We start from the raw sequence: 17574 nt of genomic DNA, 5'->3' as shown, positions 1-17574 counted from the left end.
CCGGTGCACACGTCGTGCGTGGTGACCGGCGGCGGTCGCGGTGTCGGCCGGGCTGTGGTGGAACGGCTGGTGGCGACCGGCGCCACCATCGTCGTCCTGGAACGCGACGCCGACGCGGTCGACTGGTTGGCCGACCATCCGGCCGCCGATCGGCTCGTCGCGGTGGTCGGCGACGCCGCCGACGAGCAGGTTGCGGAGCGCGCCGCCGAGCTGGCGGACCGCGCCGCGCCGCTGACCGGCTGGGTGAACAACGCGGCGGTGTTCCGCGACGCCACCCTGCACTCCGCGTCGGCCGACACGGTGCTGGACCTGATCGGGTTGAACCTGCGCCCAGCCGTTGTGGGCGCCGCGGTCGCCGTCCGCCGCTTCCTGGCCCGCGCCGCCGGCGGCGCGATCGTCAACGTCTCGTCGCACCAGGCCCGTCGACCGGTGTCCGGTGCCCTGCCGTACGCCACGGCGAAGGCCGCAGTGGAAGGGCTGACCCGGGCGCTGGCCATCGAGTACGGGCCGCACGGCATCCGCGCCAACGCGGTCGCGCTCGGCTCGATCGCCACCGAGCGGCACGCCGAATTCCTCGCCACACAGGAGCCCGCCCAGGCCCAGTGGATCGACGCCGAGCTGACCCGGCTACACCCGGTGGGCCGCATCGGGCGGGCCGAGGAGGTGGCCGAGGCGGTCGCGTACCTGCTGTCGCCCGCAGCGAGCTTCGTCAACGGGGTCACGCTGCCGGTGGACGGCGGCCGGGCCGTACTCGGCCTCGACCCAGAGGCCCGCTGAGCGCCGCGCGGCTCTCGTGCCGGTCGGAGCCTAGCTGTCGGCGACGAAGACGCCCTGGCCCTGCTGACCGTAGATCAGGTTCCGCTCGTGCAGCTCCTTGACGGCTCGATAGGCCGTTGAGCGTGCCACGTTGTACAGCTCACCGATCTCGGAAACCGATGGCAGTTGTTGGCCAGGCGAATACGCGCCCGAGCGGATCTTCTGCTCGATGTCATCCGCCACGCGGCGGTAGTGCGGTGGTCTCGTCGGCATGAGCGGCTCTCCCGGACTTCAGCGGAGATCATGTTTCCAGCCCGGGCGTGATCGGGACAAGGCGGCAACGCAGCAAAGTGGAGATAGTGAGAACTTGACTACACTGAGACAGCGAATACAGTGAGACAGTGACCGGCTGCTCCTGGACTTCAGCACTCCTGAGATATCCGGTCTGCCCGCCCTGAGGGAGCGCATCGCAAGGCCTCGGCCCCCCAGGGCGGGCTACTTCGGCCGGGCGGAGGCGCCGAACATGCCAATCGATGAACCCGTGTCCACGGCGACCGAACTGTTCATTGCCAAGCGGGTGCTGGATGCTCACTGGACCCGGGCGCTCGACCGGCCGTGGCGGGCGGGCGGGTGCCTGGAGTGCCGAGCACACAGCGACTGTCGACAACTCGACTGGGCGTTGGCGCTCATGGCGGAAGTCGCCTCGGTCATGCTCCAGAAACGGTGAATGAACCCGCCCGCGCCGCTGTGTTAGCCTCCGTGCGCGCCCCAGATGGGCCTACCCCCGGAGGTTCTGGCTACTTCAGCCACCACGCCGACATCGACGCGATGTACGCGTCTCTCGTGCGGGATCCGGGGCGTCAGTTGCCTCGGGGCTTCATCATCTGCGTGGCTGGGTGAACGCTGTGGGCCTCCGGTCGGGTCTTCGGATCGACCGGGAAGAAGACGGTACGGATGACAGTCACGTTCAACCACACCATCATCGCCAGCAAGGACAAGAGCGCGTCGGCCGCGTTCTACCGGGAGCTGTTCGAGCTGCCGGAGGCGCCGTCGTGGGGGCCGTTCGCCAACGTCCAGCTGGACGAGGGTGTGTTGCTCCAGTTCGCCGAGCCGCCGGTGGACATCCAGATGCAGCACTACGCGTTCCTCGTCGACGACGAGTTGTTCGTGCGGTGCCTGGCGTTCGTCGAGGGACGTGGCATCACGTACTGGGCCGACCCGCAGCTGAAGCGGGAGGGGGAGACCAACACCGAGCACGGTGGGCGGGGCTTCTACTTCTTCGACCCGGCCGGCCACGCGATCGAAATCATCACCCGGCCGTACCTGTAGGAGGCCCGTCGGCCGGTGGGGTGCGGATGCCCCACCGGCCGTCAGTCTCGCTGCTGAGCCTCGTGGGTCGTACGGTCCGCGCTCTCGCCCGGGCGTACGGGATTGGTCAGCTGGAACCCCGACGCCGCGAAGGTGGCCCCATGCTCGCGATCGGACAGCACGAACGTTCCGCCCCGCTGCTCTGGCTGCCAACCACTCTTCAGGCCGCAGATGATGACCGCCCGCACGTCGGCGGGTGTGGGGTAGCCGTTGTCGACAACGTACGGCCCGGGGGCCGACAGCAGATCCGCTTCGAGTTTCTGGCTGTTCTTGTCGCCGGATCCCCAGGCGCGAACGTAGACGGCCCGGTGGTGGAAACCGTTGACCTGCACGTTGTGCAGCGCCGCGCGCCAGGTGAAGGTGTGCCCGTCGATGTGTATCTGCCGTAGTCGAGCCCGCATCTGAGCCACCTCCCTGCCTTCAAGATCGGCGGACGGTCAGGCGTGCGCGGGCAGGTCGAGGAGGTCACGGGCACCCTGCCGGAGCAGGGCGGCGGCGACGGAGGTCCCGAGGGTGATCGGATCCGCCGCCCATTCGTGTGCGTCGAGCACAGTCTTACCGTCGAGGCTGATCACCCTTGCCCGTAGGCCGAGGCGGCCGTCGGGTTCGGTGCGGGCAAGCGCAGCGATGGGGGAGTGACAGTTCCCCTGCAGGATGTGCAGCATGGTCCGTTCCGCCACGGTCTCCCGCCAGGCCCGTGGGTCGCCGAGACTGGCTGCCAGGTCACGGGTGCTGGTGTCGTCTTCCCGGCACTGCAGGACCAGGGTGCCGGACCCGACGGCCGGGACCATCGTGTCGACGTCGATCGGGTGGGTGATGCGGGCGGCCTGCCCGATCCGCTCCAACCCGGAGAACGCGAGCAGCAGCGCGTCGTACCTGTCCCCGGCGTCAAGTTTGGCGAGCCTGCTGTTCGCGTTGCCCCGGATGGCCACCGGCACCAGGTTCGGCCAGTGCAGCGCCAGCTGCGCCACCCGCCGGACGGCGGAGGTGCCGATCCGGGTGCCGGGCGGCAGTTGGTCGATCCGCAGCCCGCCCGGGTGCACGAGGCAGTCCCGGACGTCGTCACGGGCCAGGTAGGCGGCCATCACCGTGCCGGCTGGCGCCGGCCGGTCTCCGGGGACGTCCTTCACGCAGTGCACCACCAGGTCCACGTCCCCGGCGACCAGGGCGGCGTCCACCTCCTTGGTGAACGCCCCCTTGCCGCCCAGGGCGGCAAGGTCACCGTGCCAGCGGTCCCCGCTTGTCGACATCGACAGCACGTCCACGGTGACCTCGGGGTGCCGCTCGGCGAGCATCGCGCGGACCCGCTCGACCTGGGCGAGAGCCATCGGAGAGTTGCGGGTGCCGATGCGCAGCAGGCGGGAGTCGGACATACCAGGGAGGGTAGCCCGGTCGATGCGAGCGTCGGCGACCAGACCGGGTGCCCGGGCCAAGTGCCGAAATTCGACTCCCGCATAGCAGATCGCGGCATGATCAGGGCGATGTCCACAGTGGCGCTGGTTGTCCACAGGACGGTGTCGTCCCCCTACACCAATCCGGCCGCCGCCATAGCGTCGCGCTGTGTCGCACGACGAGGAGACAGAGGTACGCCAGCGCCTGCGCCGGCTGACGGAGGCGGCTGTCGCGCGGCCGCCCCGGCCGGACGCGCCGCTCACGGGCGTACCCCCGTCGTCCCTGGTCGGCTCGCAGCCCGTGGACGTGCTGTCCTCCGAGCCCGCCGGGCTGGTCGCGGAGCCGACATCGGACGGCCTTGCGGTCGCGTCCGAGTCGCGGCTGCCCGGCCCCGGGGCGTTCGACCCTGGGCGGCGGGGTGTGCGGGCGTTGGCGGTGGTCGCCGTGGTGGTGGTCGTGGGCGCGGCAGGTTGGGCCTGGCAGGCCCGGCCGCAGTCGGAGCCGGTCGCCCCGCTGGTCAGCGACGCCGCGTCGGCCACGCCGGCGGTTGACCCCAGCGTGTCCAGTCCCAGCGAGGTGGTGGTGGCGGTCGCGGGCAAGGTCCGAAAACCCGGTTTGGTACGCCTGCCGGCCGGGTCCCGGCTCGCCGACGCGGTGCAGGCGGCCGGCGGCGCGCTCCCGGGGGTCGATGTGGCGCTGCTCAACCCCGCCCGCAAGGTCACCGACGGCGAGCTGATCGTGGTCGGGGTGACGCCACCGCCGGTGCCGGGCGGCGCGGCCGGGCCTGCGGCGGGCGGTGCGGCACCAGCCGCCGGGCCGCTGAACCTCAACACCGCGACGCTGGCGCAGCTCGACGCGCTGCCCGGGGTGGGGCCGGTGCTCGCCCAACGGATCCTCACCCACCGAGATCAGCACGGCGGGTTCAAGTCCGTTGGCGACCTACGCCAGGTCGACGGGATCGGCGATGCCCGTTACGAGCAGCTCAAGGATCTGGTGACGGTGTGAGCGAGTCGGCCGTCGTCGCTGACCCACTGCCGGAGGGCGGGGCCCGGTCCGAGCCGCCGGATCTGCGACTGGCTGGGCTCGCCGTGGCGGCCTGGCTCACGGCGCTCGCCGGCCTGCACCTCGGCGGCCGCCCCATGCTGCTGGTGGCGGGCACGGCGGCCGGGCTGACGGCAATTGGTGCTGTGCACCTGCTCGGCCGCCTCGGCAGTCCCCGAGCCGTGGTGCGGCGCTACGGGTGGGTGGCCGTGGCGGTCGGCCTCGGTGTGGTGTGCGGTGGTGCGGCCACCGCCGCCCGGCTCGCCGTTCGCGACGCGCCGGCGATCCGTGCCCTCGCCGAGCAACGCGCTCCGATCACCGCCGACCTGGTCGTCCGGGACGACCCGCGCCCGATCCGGAGCGCCGGGCGGCCGGGGATGCTGCTGGTGTCGGCCAAGCTGGACCGGCTCACCGGCCCGGACGGTCGACGGATCCACGCGTCGGTGCGGCTGCTCGTCCTGGCGACCGACCCGGCGTGGCGGGGCATGCTGCCCGGGCAGCGCCTCACCGTCGACGGCCGGCTCGGCGTTCCACGCGGCGGCGACCTCACCGCGGCGGTGCTCAGCACCAACGATCCGCCGGAGCGGCACGGCGCGCCGTCCTGGGCGCAGCGCGCCGCCGGGGCGCTGCGTACCGGCCTGCAACGGGCCTGCGCGCCGCTGCCCGACGACCCCGGTGGGCTGCTGCCCGGTCTCGTGGTGGGCGACACCAGCCGACTGCCACCCGCCGTCGAGGCGGACTTCCAGGCCACCGGAATGACCCACCTCAACGCGGTCTCCGGCTCCAATGTCGCGATCGTGGTGGGTGCGGTGTTGTTGCTGGCCCGGTGGTCGCGCGCCGGCCCGTGGCTCGCCGCCGCGCTGTGTGGGGTGGCGCTGGTGGGGTTCGTCATTCTGGTCCGCCCGTCACCGAGCGTCGTGCGGGCCGCCACGATGGGAGCGATCGGGCTCGCCGCGCTCGCCTCCGGTCGTCCTCGCGCGGCGCTGCCCGCGTTGGCCGCCGCCGTGACCGTGCTGGTGCTCGTCGACCCCGAGTTGGCCGGGGATCCCGGGTTCGCCCTCTCCGTGCTGGCCACCGGTGGTCTGCTGCTGCTCGCGCCGCGCTGGCGGGACGGGTTGCGTCGGCGAGGCGTCCCGCCTGGGCTGGCCGAGGCGTTGGCCGTGCCGGCGGCCGCCCAACTCGCCTGCGGCCCGGTCGTCGCCGGGATCTCCGGCACGGTGAGCCTGGTGGCGGTGCCCGCCAACCTGCTGGCGGTGCCGGCCATCGCGCCAGCGACCGTGCTGGGCGTGCTGGCGGCCATGGTGTCGCCGATCTGGCCGGCCGGTGCCGAGTTCGTCGCGTGGCTGGCGAGTTGGCCGGCCTGGTGGCTGGTGGTCATCGCCCGCCAGGGTGCTCGACTGCCAGGTGGCACGCTGCCGTGGCCGGGCGGGGTGTCCGGTGCCCTGCTGCTGACCGGGCTGACCGTCGCGTTGCTGATCGCGGTTCGCCGGCCACTCGTACGCCGGCTGGTGGCGGTGGTTGGGGTCGCCGCCGTGCTGGGTGCCCTGCCGGTTCGGCTGGTGGCCGCCGGCTGGCCGCCCGGCGGGTGGGTGGTGGTGGCCTGCGCGGTGGGGCAGGGCGACGCCCTGGTGCTCCCGGTTGACTCCGGCCGGGCCGTGGTGGTGGACGCCGGGCCGGAACCGGGTGCGGTGGACGGTTGCCTGCGTCGGCTCGGCGTACGGGAGGTGCCCCTGCTGGTGATCAGCCACTTCCACGCGGACCACGTGGGCGGGGTGGCCGGGGTGTTCCGGGGGCGGCGGGTGGGTGCCGTCCTGACGCCGTCGTCCACCGACCCGGAGAGCGGCCGGGACCTGGTTCGGGCGGCGGCCACCGGCGGGCGGGCCGCGCTGCTGACCACCGTGGCCGGCGCTCGTCATCCCGTGGGCGGGGTCGACCTGCTGGTGCTCGGCCCGCCGTACCCGCTGGCCGGGACCAGGTCCGACCCGAACAACAACTCGCTGGTGCTGCGCGCCACGGTGGCCGGGGTGCGGATCCTGCTGGCCGGCGACGCGGAGACCGAGGAGCAGCACGCGATGGTGGCGCGGGCGGCGCCCGGCCAGTTACGGGCGGACGTGTTGAAGGTCGCGCATCACGGGTCGGCGTACCAGGACCAGGGCTTCCTGGATGCGGTGCGGCCGAAGGTGGCGCTCGTGCCGGTGGGCACGGGCAACACCTACGGGCACCCGAGTCCGGGGCTGCTCGCCCAACTGGGCAGGGGCGGCGTGCGGGTGCTGCGCACCGACACGGACGGCGACGTGGCGGCGGTCCGAACGGGCGACGGTCTGGCGGTAGCCCGGCGAGGTGTGCCCGCAGGCCAGCGGCCCTGAGCGCAGGCCGACAGCCTGGACCCGCGATAGCCCCCACGGTCGCTGATCGACTCGGGATCATTGAACCCGGGGTATCACCGGCGGTCCGATACCGCGGTTCCCTTGATCCCGTGTGGATCAAGGTGGACGGCTTGCGATTGGACGGGCGACTTGCGGATTAAACAGGGAATTGAGCTGGATGTCTGGATTTGCACTGTGTGCGGGCTGCGCCGATCAAGCAGCGAATGAGCAGGCACGATCCCGCCGCAGGCCGTGCGAATATGGGCGGCGTGACCCCCGCCAGCCTCGCCCCCATTCTGCTCGTCCTCGGTGACGAGGAACTGCTCGCCACGCGCGCGGTCACCGAAGCTGTCGCGAAGGTTCGCAGTGTCGACCCCGAGGTGGACGTCCGCGAGTACCAGGCCAGCGCGCTCACCGTCGGCGAGATCGCCGAGATGCTCAGCCCCTCGCTGTTCGGGGGGCGGCGGCTGCTGATCCTGCGTTCCGGCCAGGATGCCCGCAAGGACCTGGTCGCCGCGCTGCTGGCATACGCGAAGAATCCCGACCCGGAGGTCCAGCTGCTTGTGCTGCACCTGGGCGGTGCCAAGGGCAAGGCGTTCGCCGACGGCCTGCGGGCGGCCGGCGCGACGGTGGTTCCGGCGGCCAAGCTCAAGGGGCACCGCGACCGGGTGGCCTTCGTCCGCGACGAGATCCGCCGGGGCGGCGGAAAGTGCACCGACGACGCCTCCGAGGCGCTCATCGCCGCGGTCGGCAACGACCTGCGCGAGTTGGCCGCCGCCTGCTCCCAACTGATCGCGGACACCGATGGGCGGATCAGCGCCGAGACGGTCTCCCGCTACTACCGGGGCCGGGTCGAGGTGACCGGCTTCACGGTGGCGGACGCCACAATGGTCGGCGACGTGCCGGCTGCGCTTGAGGCACTGCGCTGGGCCCTGCACGTCGGGGTCGACCCGGTGCCCATCGCCGACGCCCTGGCCGACGGGGTGCGCACTGTGGCCCGGGTGGCATCGGCCGGGCGAGGTAATGCGTACCAGCTCGCCAGCAGCCTCGGAATGCCCGCCTGGAAGATCGAGCGGGCGCAGCGGCAGGGGCGGGGCTGGACGCCGGAGGGCCTGGTCCGGGCCATGCAGGTCGCCGCCGAGTGCAACGCGGCCGTCAAGGGCGGCTCCGACGACCGGGCGTACGCCCTGGAGCGCGCGGTCTTCTCGGTCGCGGCGGCCCGGCAGGGCAGCGCCAGGTGACGGGGGCGAACCGCCCAGCGTGGGCCACCATCCCCGTGGACGAGGAGCGTTACCGGCCGCTCTACGCCCGGCTCCTCGGCCTGCGGTTCCTCAACCCCGGCGGTGTGCTGTGCTTCCTCTTCTTCGAGGGTGCCATCGCCCTGGCGGTGCTGCTCGCCCTCGCCGAGCTGGTCAGCTGGTGGGCGGTGCTGGTGCTGCCGGTCGTGGTGGCCGCCATGGTGAAGCTCAACGACATGGTGGCCGCGGTCGTGGTCCGCTCCGCCGCGCTCGTGCCCGAGCAGGAACGGGACCGGTTTCGCCGGCAGATGGAACCGGTGGTCGGCCGAGCCCGGGTGGAGTGGGTCTCACACAGCGTTCCCGGCGTGGTGATCACCGCCGACCCGGTGCCGCCGCCCCGGCGGGCCAACCCGTCAGACTGAGCGCCGACCCCCGTCGGGGCCCACGCACAGAACGGCCGGCCCGGATAGGCGCGGCCGGCCTCTGGACACACGGAAACCCCGGGCCGGGGCCCGGGGTTTTCCGAATCAGTCTGACGGTGAAAGCGTCAGGCAGAAAGCGACACCACGCGCTTCGCGATCGCGGACTTGCGGTTCGCGGCCTGGTTGGAGTGGATCACGCCCTTGCTGACGGCCTTGTCCAGCTTGCGCGAGGCGTCCAGCATGAGCGCGGTCGCCTTCTCGACGTCACCGGCCTCGGCAGCCTCGTGGAACTTCCGGACGGCGGTCTTCAGCGACGACTTGACCGACTTGTTGCGCAGCCGGGCCTTCTCGTTCTGCCGGTTGCGCTTGATCTGGGACTTGATGTTCGCCACGCGACAGCCTCGTCTTGATAGCTCGGGTTGGTCAGCTTATTGCGCGTGATGACGAACATGCGTCATCGCTGCGCGAAGAGCCAGGTTACCAGGTCGCCCGGGACGAGCCAAAACGGCTCGGCCTTCGCGCGGACGGACCCGGCCCGTCGGGGACCAGGTTACGCCCTCGGCCAGGGCGGCGGCTCACCGCCAGCCCGACCCAAGGCCGGTCCGCGGCGCCGCCAGCCCAGCCCGATCCCAGGCCGCTCCGGGGCACCGCCAGCCCAGCCCGATCCCAGGCCGGTCCGCGTCACCGCCAGCCCTGGCGGCGGGCCAACCAGTCGAGCGACTGCTCGCCGCTCCACCGCTGGTGGGCGGGCAGGTGCGGCGAGGCCGTCGGCGGTGCCGCCGCAGCGCCGGTGAGGTAGTAGCCGGCCAACGCGGCCAGCGTCGCGTCCAACGCGTCCGGGGGTGCGCCGGCGGTGGCCGGGTGCGCGGCGAAGAGCCGGTCCGCGTCCAGCCCGCTGGCGTACGCGGTGAGCAGCAGGCCGGCCAGGTCGAACCAGGCCGGCCCGGCGCAGACCCAGGTCCAGTCGCAGAACCAGGCTCGGCCGTCCGAGTCGATCAGCACGTTGTCGACCCGCAGGTCACCGTGGATCAGGCCGGTCGCCCCGGCGGCGTACCGGGGGAGGAGGGACTCCAACTCCACCAGCTCGGGCAGCCGGCCCAGCAGCGGCGCGGGCAGTGGTGGGGTCGGCTCGCGACCGGCGGCGACCTCCTCCCACCAGAGGATGTCCGACCGGGCCAGGTCGGCAAGGTGCGGCAGGCCGAGCGCGGTCAGCTCGGCCGGCGGGTCGGCCAGGGCGGCGGCGATTCGCGCGTACCCGGCGAGGGTGGCGTCCAACTCGGCGGGCACCCAGGGCAGGTGCGGGGTGTGCCCGTCGACCGCGTCGGTGCAGAGCACGAACCAACCGGCCGCGGAGAGGGTCCACCGGGGGCGGGGCGCCGGCAGGTCGGCCGGCAGCCGATCCAGGATCGCGGCCTCTCGGGCGTACCAGTCGACCAGATGCGGTTGCTCGGCGGCGGGCGCGGCCTTGACGAAGGCCCGACCACCGTCGGCGGTGTCGAGCACGGCGGCGAACCCCCGGGTGAAGCCCGCGCCCGCGACCCGGGCGGTGACCACCGGCGCGCCGAGCCGTTCGGCGACCGCGGCCCGCAGCGCCGCCGGCAAGGCCGGCCACGACGGGCGCAGGGCGCTCGCGTGGTACGGCACCGGCGGCAGCAGGGAAGGGGACACCCCACCATGCTGCCCCGGGGTACGTGCGCGACGCACGGCGACACTGCCAGACTGCCAAGCCATGAGGACCGAGGACTTCTGGAAGCTGATCGACGAGGCGCGGGCCGGCGGCGGGGGTGAGCCCGGCCCGGTCGCCGCGCGGGCCGTGGCGCTGCTCACCGAGCGCGACCCGGAGGACATCATCGGGTACGCGCGGCACCAGACGCGGGTGCTGGCCGCCTCGCACAAGGCGGATCTGTGGGGTGCCGCGTACCTGATCAACGGTGGTGCCTCGGCTGACGGCTTCGAACACTTCCGGGGCTGGCTGATGACCCAGGGTCGGGCCGTCTTCGCGCGCGCGGTCGCCGAACCGGACTCGCTGGCCGAACTGCCCCAGGTGCGGGCGGCCTCGCTCAGCGGCGAGGAGTTCTCCGCCGAGCGGATGCTCTCGGTGCCCTGGGACGCGTACCGCAAGGCCACCGCGACCGAACTGCCGGCGGACCGCGACCCGGTGCGGACGCCGGACCTCAACGACTTCTGGGACTTCGACGACGAGGACGAGGCGCGTCGGCGGCTGCCCCGGCTGGCCGCGCTCTTCGTCGAGCCGCCGATGGAGTGAGGGGTCCTCGGGCCGTTCCATCGCCCGCGCAGTGGGCGCACCCCGGCGGCGTGGGAACATAGAGGGGGTCGGCGGCGCGCCGGCCTGTTCACGTCAGCCGACCAGAACGGACCGCTGTGCCACCGAAGCTCGATCCCGGCGCGAACGCCCCTGGTGCCACCGACCCCGGTCGCATCCGGAACTTCGGCATCATCGCCCACATCGACCACGGGAAGTCGACCCTGGCCGACCGGATGTTGCAGCTCACCGGAGTGGTCGACCCGCGGCAGATGCGCGCGCAGTACCTGGACCGGATGGACATCGAGCGCGAGCGCGGCATCACCATCAAGAGCCAGGCCGTCCGCATGCCGTGGACCATCCGCGAGGGTGAGCGGGCCGGTGAGCACGCGGTGCTCAACATGATCGACACCCCGGGGCACGTGGACTTCACCTACGAGGTGTCCCGGTCGCTGGCCGCCTGCGAGGGTGCCGTGCTGCTGGTCGACGCCGCGCAGGGCATCGAGGCGCAGACCCTGGCCAACCTCTACCTGGCTCTCGAGAACGACCTGCGCATCATCCCGGTGCTCAACAAGATCGACCTGCCGGCGGCGCAGCCGGAGAAGTACGCCGAGGAGCTGGCCCACCTGATCGGCGGTGACCCCGCCGACTGCATCCGGGTCTCCGGCAAGACCGGCGAGGGTGTTCCGTACCTGCTCGACGAGATCGTCCGGCAGTTCATCCCACCGGTCGGTGACGCCGTGGCGCCCGCCCGGGCGATGATCTTCGATTCGGTGTACGACGTCTACCGGGGCGTCGTCACGTACGTCCGGGTCATCGACGGGCGGATCAGCGCCCGTGACCGGATCAAGATGATGTCCACCGGTGCGGTGCACGAGCTGCTGGAGATCGGTGTCATCTCACCCGAGATGGTCAAGGCCGAGGCGCTCGGCGTCGGCGAGGTCGGCTACCTGATCACCGGTGTGAAGGACGTCCGGCAGTCCCGGGTCGGTGACACGGTCACCATCAACAGCCGGCCGGCGGCCGAGGCGTTGGGTGGCTACAAGGACCCGAAGCCGATGGTCTACTCCGGCCTCTACCCGATCGACGGGTCGGACTACCCCAACCTGCGCGAGGCGTTGGACAAGCTCAAGCTCAACGACGCCGCCCTGGACTACGAGCCGGAGACCTCCGGTGCGCTCGGCTTCGGCTTCCGCTGCGGCTTCCTCGGCCTGCTCCACCTGGAGATCATCCGGGAGCGGCTGGAGCGCGAGTACAACCTCGACCTGATCTCCACCGCGCCCAACGTCGTCTACCGGGCGATCACGGACGACGGCGAGGAGATCGTCGTCACCAACCCGAGCGAGTACCCCACCGGCAAGATCGCCGAGGTGTACGAGCCGGTGGTCCGGGCCACCGTACTGACGCCCAACGACTACGTGGGCGCGGTGATGGAGCTGTGTCAGGGCCGGCGCGGCAACCTGCTGGGTATGGACTACCTCTCCGCCGACCGGGTGGAGCTGCGCTACACGCTGCCGCTCGCCGAGATCATCTACGACTTCTTCGACCAGCTGAAGAGCCGTACCAAGGGCTACGCCTCGCTCGACTACGAGCCCACCACCGAGCAGGCGTCCGAGTTGGTGAAGGTGGACATCCTCCTGCACGGCGAGCCGGTGGACGCGTTCAGCGCCATCGTGCACAAGGACAAGGCGTACAACTACGGCGTCACCATCGCCGCCAAGCTGCGCACCCTGATCCCGCGCCAGCAGTTCGAGGTACCGATCCAGGCGGCCATCGGCAGCCGGGTCATCGCCCGGGAAACCATCCGGGCGATCCGTAAGGACGTGCTCGCCAAGTGCTACGGCGGCGACATCAGCCGTAAGCGCAAGCTGCTGGAGAAGCAGAAGGAAGGCAAGAAGCGGATGAAGATGGTCGGCCGGGTCGAGGTGCCGCAGGAGGCCTTCATCGCCGCCCTCTCCTCCGACTCCGGCGACGGCAAGGCCGCCGGCAAGAAGTAGTTCGCGCCGCCGTACGCGCCCGGGTGCCATCCGCACCCGGGCGCGTCGCGTTTCCGGCTGTGCTCGCCGGCCGCGCCCGCCTCGCCTGCTCGGCCCACCCTGGCCCCATTGGGCCCGTCAGGCCCGCCGTGCTTACCGGCCGAGCGCCGCGGCGCGGCGAGTGTGAGCACCCGGTGCGGAAGAATTTTCCGTTGCTGTCGTGGGGTCGGCGGGTTGACGAGATGGGCTCCTACCTGTGTGGACGTCCTCACGCGCGAACCGACGCACCGCCAGAGCATTGACAACTGACGTTGTCCTTTGAGGTGAGTCGGTTTGGGCTTTCGGTGGGTCGGGCACTTAGTCGCCACGACAGGAAGCACACGCCTCGTGTGTCAGACATTCTTTGAAGGAGGGCGACCGTGGAGTTCACCGTGTGGGGCATCATCACTGCGATCGTTGTTGGTCTCATCGTCGGCGCGCTCGGCCGTCTGGTCGTCCCGGGCCGGCAGAACATGCCGATCTGGCTGCACATGCTGATCGGTATCGGCGCGGCCCTGCTGGGCACCGTCCTGGCGCGGGCCATCGGCATCGCGACCGAGACGAACGGTATCGACTGGGGCGAGCTGCTGGTGCAGGTCGTGGTGGCCGCGATCGCTGTCGCGCTGGTGGCCGGTGTGGGTGGCCGCCGCCGCGTGACCCGGTAACACCACAGCACCAACTCGTACCACCGCGACACCTCCGATGGGCGCCCGGCCGACAGGCCGGGCGCCCATCGGCGTTCCGCCCGACGTCTCCGGGGCTCCGTCGGGCGTCTTCGGCGGGCTGGATCGCGGTGATCGACTCGGTTTTGGTGATGTCGGGGTGTCCCGGCGGCTCTGATGCCACGGTTTCAATGACCTCGTGTTGATCATGCCTCGCGGCCTCGCCGGCCGGGGCGCTGCTGGGCCTGCGGTGGAACGTGTCCTTGTCGGCCAAGTCGTGATCGTTTCGTGAGTGAAGTCGGTTTGGATTTTGGGTGGGTCGGGCAATTAACGGTCACGACAGGAAGCACACGCACCGTGTGTCAGACATTCTTTGAAGGAGGGTGGCCGTGGAGCTCACCGTGTGGGGCATCATCACTGCGATCGTTGTTGGTCTCATCGTCGGCGCGCTCGGCCGCCTGGTCGTCCCGGGCCGGCAGAACATGCCGATCTGGCTGCACATGCTGATCGGTATCGGCGCGGCCCTGCTGGGCACCGTCCTGGCGCGGGCCATCGGCATCGCGACCGAGACCAGCGGTATCGACTGGGCCGAGCTGCTGGTGCAGGTCGTGGTGGCCGCGATCGCTGTCGCGCTGGTGGCCGGTGTGGGTCGCCGCCGCAGCGTCACCCGATAACGACCCGGCATCATCTGGCGACACAGCACCACTACTAGGACAGCACGACTGGAAAGGGCGCCCGGCCGAGAGCCGGGCGCTCTTTCGTGCTGAAGTGCCCATCTTTGGCCCGATGCCGGAGCGCCGGCCGTCGGGCCGCTGCGGTACGGTCGCCACGCTTCGGCCAGTCCCGCCCACTGTCGTAAAGGAATTCTCCGTACTAGGGTGCGGCGGAGAAGGTTAGTTCCAGGCGGCGCGAGGGGAGAAGTGGCGTGAACAGGTGGAAGCGGCTGGCCCCGGTCACCGCCATGGTGGCCTCGGCCGCGATGGTGCTGACCGGCTGTGGAGGTTCCGGCGACGACGCGGCCGACGACAGCAAGCTCACGGTCTGGATGATGGGCGAGGGCGGGGACGCGCAGAACTCCTTCCTCGACGGCGTCGAGGCCGAGTTCCGCCAGAAGCACCCCGACACCGACGTGGCCGTGCAGTACATCCCCTGGCTGGAGGCGCCCAAGAAGTTCCAGGCGGCGCTCGCCGGCGGTGAGGGGCCGGACATCACCGAGCTGGGCAACACCGAGACTCAGGGTTGGGCCGCCCAGGAGGCGCTCGCCGACGTGAGTGGTCGGATGGGCGGCTGGGCCGACGGCAAGGATCTGCTGCCCGACCTGGTGCGCAACGCGCAGCTCGACGGCAAGCAGTACGGCGTGCCCTGGTACGCGGGTGTGCGCGCGATCTACTACCGCACCGACTGGTTCGCCGAGGCCGGTGTGCAGCCCCCGAAGACCTGGGACGAGCTGGTCACCGTGGCCAAGGCGGTGCAGGCGAAGAAGAAGGGCACCTACGGCATCGCGCTGCCCGGCAACTCCGAGCTGCCCTTCTACTCCTTCCTCTGGGGCGCGGGCGGCGAGATCGCCAGCAACCAGGGCGGCACCTGGAAGTCCGGCTACACCACGCCCGAGGCGCAGCGGGCCGTCAAGTTCTGGACCGACCTGGTGACCGTGCACAAGGTCGCCCCGCCGGCGGCGGCGGGTTGGAACGAGATCGACGCGCGTACCCAGTTCGCCACCGGCAAGGCCGCGATGGCCTTCGCCGGTAGCTGGCAGCAGGGCGCCATCAAGAAGGACAACCCCGAGATCGAGAAGGTCTGGGGTACGTTCCCGATCCCCGGCCCGGACGGCAAGGCGGCGCCCGGTTTCGCGGGCGGCTCGGACGTGGCGATCTGGAAGGACAGCGAGCGGCAGGACCTGGCCTGGGACTACCTGACCGTGCTGCTGAACAAGAAGAACGCGCAGAGCTTCGCGAGCAGCCTCGGCTTCTTCCCCGTCTACCAGGACCTGGTCTCCGGTGACGCGTACGCGAACGACAAGGTGATGGCGGCCTTCGCCACCACCATGCAGAACACCAAGCTCACGCCGCTCACCCCGAAGTGGGTGGAGGTCAGCCGGACGAAGACGGTGACCCAGGCGATGAACAGCTCGGTTATGAAGGGTCAGAAGACGGTCGAGAAGGCTACCGCCGACGCGGCCGGTGAGATGGAAGGCATTTTGAACAGCAAGTGAGCTCACAGACAAAAAGCCCGGAGACGGCCACCGCGCGGGAGACCCCCGCGCGGCGGCGTCGCCGGGTGGACCGCCTGCCCTACCTGCTGCTCCTGCCCGCCCTGCTGATCATCGGGGTGCTGCTGCTCTGGCCGCTCGGCCAGGTGGTGGTGATGTCCTTCTACCGGCTGAACAGCGTCCGGCAACTGCGCGGCGATCGGGAATGGCCGTGGGTGGGGCTCGGCAACTACGCCGACATCCTCTCCGACCCGTTCTTCCTGACCGTGCTGCGCAACACGGTCCTGTTCGCCGCGGCCAACGTGCTGCTCACCATGGTGCTCGGCACCCTGGTGGGGCTGCTGCTCAACCGGCTCGGTCGCAAGATGGCGACGTTCGTGGCCAGCTGCGTGATGCTCGCCTGGGCCACGCCGGCGCTGACCGGCACCATCGTCTGGAAGTGGATCTTCGACGACACGAGCGGCCTGGTCACGTGGCTGTTCAACGCGTTGCCGGACGGGCTCTCGAACAGCCTGTTCGGGCGCAGCGACTGGACCGGCTACGGCTGGTTCAACTCGCCGCTGCTCTTCTTCGCCATCCTCACCCTGGTGGTGGTCTGGCACTCGTTCCCGTTCATCGCGGTGAGTGTGCTGGCCGGTCTCAAGAGCGTGCCGAGTGAGCTGCACGAGGCGGCCCGGGTGGACGGCGCCAGCCCGTGGCGGGTCTTCTGGAAGATCACCTTCCCGTTGCTGCGCCCGGTCTTCGGGATCCTGATCGTGCTCTCCACGATCTGGGACTTCAAGGTCTTCACCCAGCAGTTCGTGCTGGCCGGCGGCACCCAGGACCGGCCGACGTTCATGCTCGCCATCTACTCGTACGCCGAAGCCTTCTCACCGCCGCCCAAGTACGGGCTCGGCGCGGCCATCGCGGTGATCCTCACGCTGATCCTGCTCGTGGTCACCGGCTTCTACGTACGGATGGTGCTCAGGCAGGAGGACGAGTCGTGAAGAAAGTCGCCCTCAACGGCGCCGGGCTGCTGGTCGCGCTCTTCGCGGCGTTCCCGGTCTACTGGATGATCTCCACCTCGCTGAAGCCGAGCAGCGAGATCTTCTCGGCCACCCCGCAGCCGGTGCCGACCCATCCGACGTTGGCGCACTACCGGGAGATCCTGACCGGCAACCTGATCCCCGGCGTCAGCTTTTTCGACTTCTTCCTCAACAGCGCGCTGGTCGCCGTCTCCACTGTGGTGCTCAGCGGCCTGGTGGCGTTGCTCGCCGCGACCGCTGTCGCCCGATTCCGGTTCCGGCTGCGGACCAGCTTCCTGATCATGCTGCTGGTGGTGCAGATGATCCCGCTGGAGGCGTTGGTCATCCCGCTGTTCCTGATGATCCAGCGGCTCGGGCTCTACAACACCCTGCCCAGCCTGATCCTCACGTACCTCGGGTTCTCGCTGCCGTTCGCGGTCTGGATGCTGCGCGGCTTCGTCGCCGCGGTGCCCAAGGAACTGGAGGAGGCGGCGGCGATCGACGGGGCCAGCCGGGCCCAGATCTTCCGCCGGGTGCTCTTCCCGCTGGTCGCGCCCGGCCTGGTGGCCACCAGCATCTTCTCCTTCATCACGGCGTGGAACGAGCTGATCTTCGCGTTGACGTTCATCAACGACCAGGGCAGCTACACGCTGCCGGTGGCGATGACCTTCTTCTTCGGCCGGGACGACACCAACTGGGGGCCGGTGATGGCCGCGTCCACCCTGTTCACCCTGCCGGTCATCATCTTCTTCCTGCTGGTGCAGCGTCGGATGGTCTCCGGCCTGGTGGCCGGCGCCGTCAAGGGCTGACCCGCGCCGCGACGGGCTGACGCCGGTGC

At 70.8% G+C, this 17574-nt stretch carries 19 protein-coding genes; 14 read left to right on the top strand and 5 right to left on the bottom strand.

The window, feature by feature from the left end; translation table 11 throughout:
* Nucleotides 1-3: 3 nt before the first annotated feature.
* A complete protein-coding gene (locus tag ACQRWP_RS21340; RefSeq protein WP_430497213.1) occupies nucleotides 4-777 on the top strand; it encodes an SDR family NAD(P)-dependent oxidoreductase in 774 nt (257 codons plus the stop codon).
* A gap of 30 nt (nucleotides 778-807) precedes the next feature.
* Here ACQRWP_RS21340 and ACQRWP_RS21335 read toward each other — a convergent pair whose 3' ends face one another.
* Nucleotides 808-1029, bottom strand: coding sequence for a GntR family transcriptional regulator (locus tag ACQRWP_RS21335; RefSeq protein WP_430497211.1), 222 nt, complete (start codon nucleotides 1027-1029; stop codon nucleotides 808-810).
* Nucleotides 1030-1279: 250 nt separating this feature from the next.
* Here ACQRWP_RS21335 and ACQRWP_RS21330 point away from each other — a divergent pair, with 250 nt between their 5' ends.
* Complete coding sequence (locus ACQRWP_RS21330) at nucleotides 1280-1483, top strand: hypothetical protein (RefSeq protein WP_430497209.1); 204 nt, start codon at nucleotides 1280-1282, stop codon at nucleotides 1481-1483.
* A 227-nt stretch (nucleotides 1484-1710) separates the two neighbouring features.
* Nucleotides 1711-2085, top strand: coding sequence for a VOC family protein (locus tag ACQRWP_RS21325; RefSeq protein ID WP_112604312.1), 375 nt, complete (start codon nucleotides 1711-1713; stop codon nucleotides 2083-2085).
* A gap of 41 nt (nucleotides 2086-2126) precedes the next feature.
* Here ACQRWP_RS21325 and ACQRWP_RS21320 read toward each other — a convergent pair whose 3' ends face one another.
* Both ACQRWP_RS21320 and hemC read right to left on the bottom strand, forming a co-directional pair.
* Nucleotides 2127-2525, bottom strand: a complete 399-nt coding sequence (locus ACQRWP_RS21320) for an integrase (protein ID WP_430497207.1) — start codon at nucleotides 2523-2525, stop codon at nucleotides 2127-2129.
* Nucleotides 2526-2561: 36 nt separating this feature from the next.
* Nucleotides 2562-3497: a hydroxymethylbilane synthase gene (gene hemC, locus ACQRWP_RS21315; protein ID WP_430497205.1), complete on the bottom strand. Its 936-nt coding sequence runs from the start codon at nucleotides 3495-3497 to the stop codon at nucleotides 2562-2564.
* A gap of 187 nt (nucleotides 3498-3684) precedes the next feature.
* Here hemC and ACQRWP_RS21310 point away from each other — a divergent pair, with 187 nt between their 5' ends.
* The 4 genes from ACQRWP_RS21310 to ACQRWP_RS21295 all read left to right on the top strand — a co-directional run bounded on the left by ACQRWP_RS21310 (nucleotide 3685) and on the right by ACQRWP_RS21295 (nucleotide 8583).
* Nucleotides 3685-4521, top strand: coding sequence for a helix-hairpin-helix domain-containing protein (locus ACQRWP_RS21310; RefSeq protein WP_430497203.1), 837 nt, complete (start codon nucleotides 3685-3687; stop codon nucleotides 4519-4521).
* Nucleotides 4518-6923: a ComEC/Rec2 family competence protein gene (locus ACQRWP_RS21305; protein ID WP_430497201.1), complete on the top strand. Its 2406-nt coding sequence runs from the start codon at nucleotides 4518-4520 to the stop codon at nucleotides 6921-6923. Before ACQRWP_RS21310 ends, ACQRWP_RS21305 begins: the two co-directional genes overlap by 4 nt.
* A gap of 260 nt (nucleotides 6924-7183) precedes the next feature.
* Nucleotides 7184-8164 carry a DNA polymerase III subunit delta gene (gene holA, locus ACQRWP_RS21300; protein WP_430497200.1) on the top strand — a complete coding sequence of 327 codons (981 nt, stop codon included), beginning with the start codon at nucleotides 7184-7186 and terminating at the stop codon, nucleotides 8162-8164.
* The gene (locus ACQRWP_RS21295; protein WP_430497198.1) at nucleotides 8161-8583 is read left to right on the top strand and encodes a hypothetical protein; all 423 of its coding nucleotides are present in this window, start codon (nucleotides 8161-8163) and stop codon (nucleotides 8581-8583) included. The genes holA and ACQRWP_RS21295 overlap by 4 nt, the downstream gene beginning before the upstream one ends.
* Before the next feature lie 125 nt (nucleotides 8584-8708).
* Here the strand turns inward: ACQRWP_RS21295 and rpsT are convergent, their stop codons facing one another.
* Nucleotides 8709-8975: a 30S ribosomal protein S20 gene (gene rpsT / locus ACQRWP_RS21290; RefSeq protein WP_030491765.1), complete on the bottom strand. Its 267-nt coding sequence runs from the start codon at nucleotides 8973-8975 to the stop codon at nucleotides 8709-8711.
* Nucleotides 8976-9264: 289 nt separating this feature from the next.
* The gene (locus ACQRWP_RS21285) at nucleotides 9265-10251 is read right to left on the bottom strand and encodes an aminoglycoside phosphotransferase family protein (protein WP_430497196.1); all 987 of its coding nucleotides are present in this window, start codon (nucleotides 10249-10251) and stop codon (nucleotides 9265-9267) included.
* Nucleotides 10252-10312: 61 nt separating this feature from the next.
* On the opposite strand from ACQRWP_RS21285, the gene ACQRWP_RS21280 reads away from it, so the two are divergent.
* From ACQRWP_RS21280 to ACQRWP_RS21250, 7 genes are all read left to right on the top strand, one after another.
* On the top strand, nucleotides 10313-10849 hold the full coding sequence (locus ACQRWP_RS21280; RefSeq protein ID WP_430497194.1) for a DUF4240 domain-containing protein: 537 nt from the start codon (nucleotides 10313-10315) through the stop codon (nucleotides 10847-10849).
* 116 nt (nucleotides 10850-10965) lie between these two features.
* Nucleotides 10966-12843 (top strand): translation elongation factor 4, encoded by a 1878-nt coding sequence (gene lepA / locus ACQRWP_RS21275; protein ID WP_112677232.1) that lies wholly within the window; start codon nucleotides 10966-10968, stop codon nucleotides 12841-12843.
* 398 nt (nucleotides 12844-13241) lie between these two features.
* Complete coding sequence (locus ACQRWP_RS21270) at nucleotides 13242-13526, top strand: GlsB/YeaQ/YmgE family stress response membrane protein (protein ID WP_238660678.1); 285 nt, start codon at nucleotides 13242-13244, stop codon at nucleotides 13524-13526.
* 386 nt (nucleotides 13527-13912) lie between these two features.
* Nucleotides 13913-14197 carry a GlsB/YeaQ/YmgE family stress response membrane protein gene (locus tag ACQRWP_RS21265; protein ID WP_430497192.1) on the top strand — a complete coding sequence of 95 codons (285 nt, stop codon included), beginning with the start codon at nucleotides 13913-13915 and terminating at the stop codon, nucleotides 14195-14197.
* A 251-nt stretch (nucleotides 14198-14448) separates the two neighbouring features.
* The gene (locus ACQRWP_RS21260) at nucleotides 14449-15735 is read left to right on the top strand and encodes a sugar ABC transporter substrate-binding protein (protein WP_430497190.1); all 1287 of its coding nucleotides are present in this window, start codon (nucleotides 14449-14451) and stop codon (nucleotides 15733-15735) included.
* Complete coding sequence (locus ACQRWP_RS21255) at nucleotides 15732-16718, top strand: carbohydrate ABC transporter permease (RefSeq protein WP_430497188.1); 987 nt, start codon at nucleotides 15732-15734, stop codon at nucleotides 16716-16718. The genes ACQRWP_RS21260 and ACQRWP_RS21255 overlap by 4 nt, the downstream gene beginning before the upstream one ends.
* The gene (locus tag ACQRWP_RS21250; protein ID WP_430497187.1) at nucleotides 16715-17545 is read left to right on the top strand and encodes a carbohydrate ABC transporter permease; all 831 of its coding nucleotides are present in this window, start codon (nucleotides 16715-16717) and stop codon (nucleotides 17543-17545) included. Before ACQRWP_RS21255 ends, ACQRWP_RS21250 begins: the two co-directional genes overlap by 4 nt.
* The last annotated feature ends 29 nt before the right edge of the window (nucleotides 17546-17574 follow it).

Source organism: Micromonospora trifolii (assembly GCF_050516465.1).
Lineage (GTDB): Bacteria > Actinomycetota > Actinomycetes > Mycobacteriales > Micromonosporaceae > Micromonospora > Micromonospora trifolii.
The sequence above is the reverse complement of the archived record's forward strand: the minus strand, read 5'-3'. Positions and strand labels throughout refer to the sequence as shown.

What these genes read in the sequence shown, in the direction of transcription:
- ACQRWP_RS21335 (WP_430497211.1), bottom strand. Translation starts at nt 1,029, where the DNA reads ATGCCGACGAGACCACCGCACTACCGCCGCGTGGCGGATGACATCGAG.
- ACQRWP_RS21330 (WP_430497209.1), top strand. Translation starts at nt 1,280, where the DNA reads ATGCCAATCGATGAACCCGTGTCCACGGCGACCGAACTGTTCATTGCC.
- ACQRWP_RS21325 (WP_112604312.1), top strand. Translation starts at nt 1,711, where the DNA reads ATGACAGTCACGTTCAACCACACCATCATCGCCAGCAAGGACAAGAGC.
- ACQRWP_RS21320 (WP_430497207.1), bottom strand. Translation starts at nt 2,525, where the DNA reads ATGCGGGCTCGACTACGGCAGATACACATCGACGGGCACACCTTCACC.
- hemC (WP_430497205.1), bottom strand. Translation starts at nt 3,497, where the DNA reads ATGTCCGACTCCCGCCTGCTGCGCATCGGCACCCGCAACTCTCCGATG.
- holA (WP_430497200.1), top strand. Translation starts at nt 7,184, where the DNA reads ATGGGCGGCGTGACCCCCGCCAGCCTCGCCCCCATTCTGCTCGTCCTC.
- ACQRWP_RS21280 (WP_430497194.1), top strand. Translation starts at nt 10,313, where the DNA reads ATGAGGACCGAGGACTTCTGGAAGCTGATCGACGAGGCGCGGGCCGGC.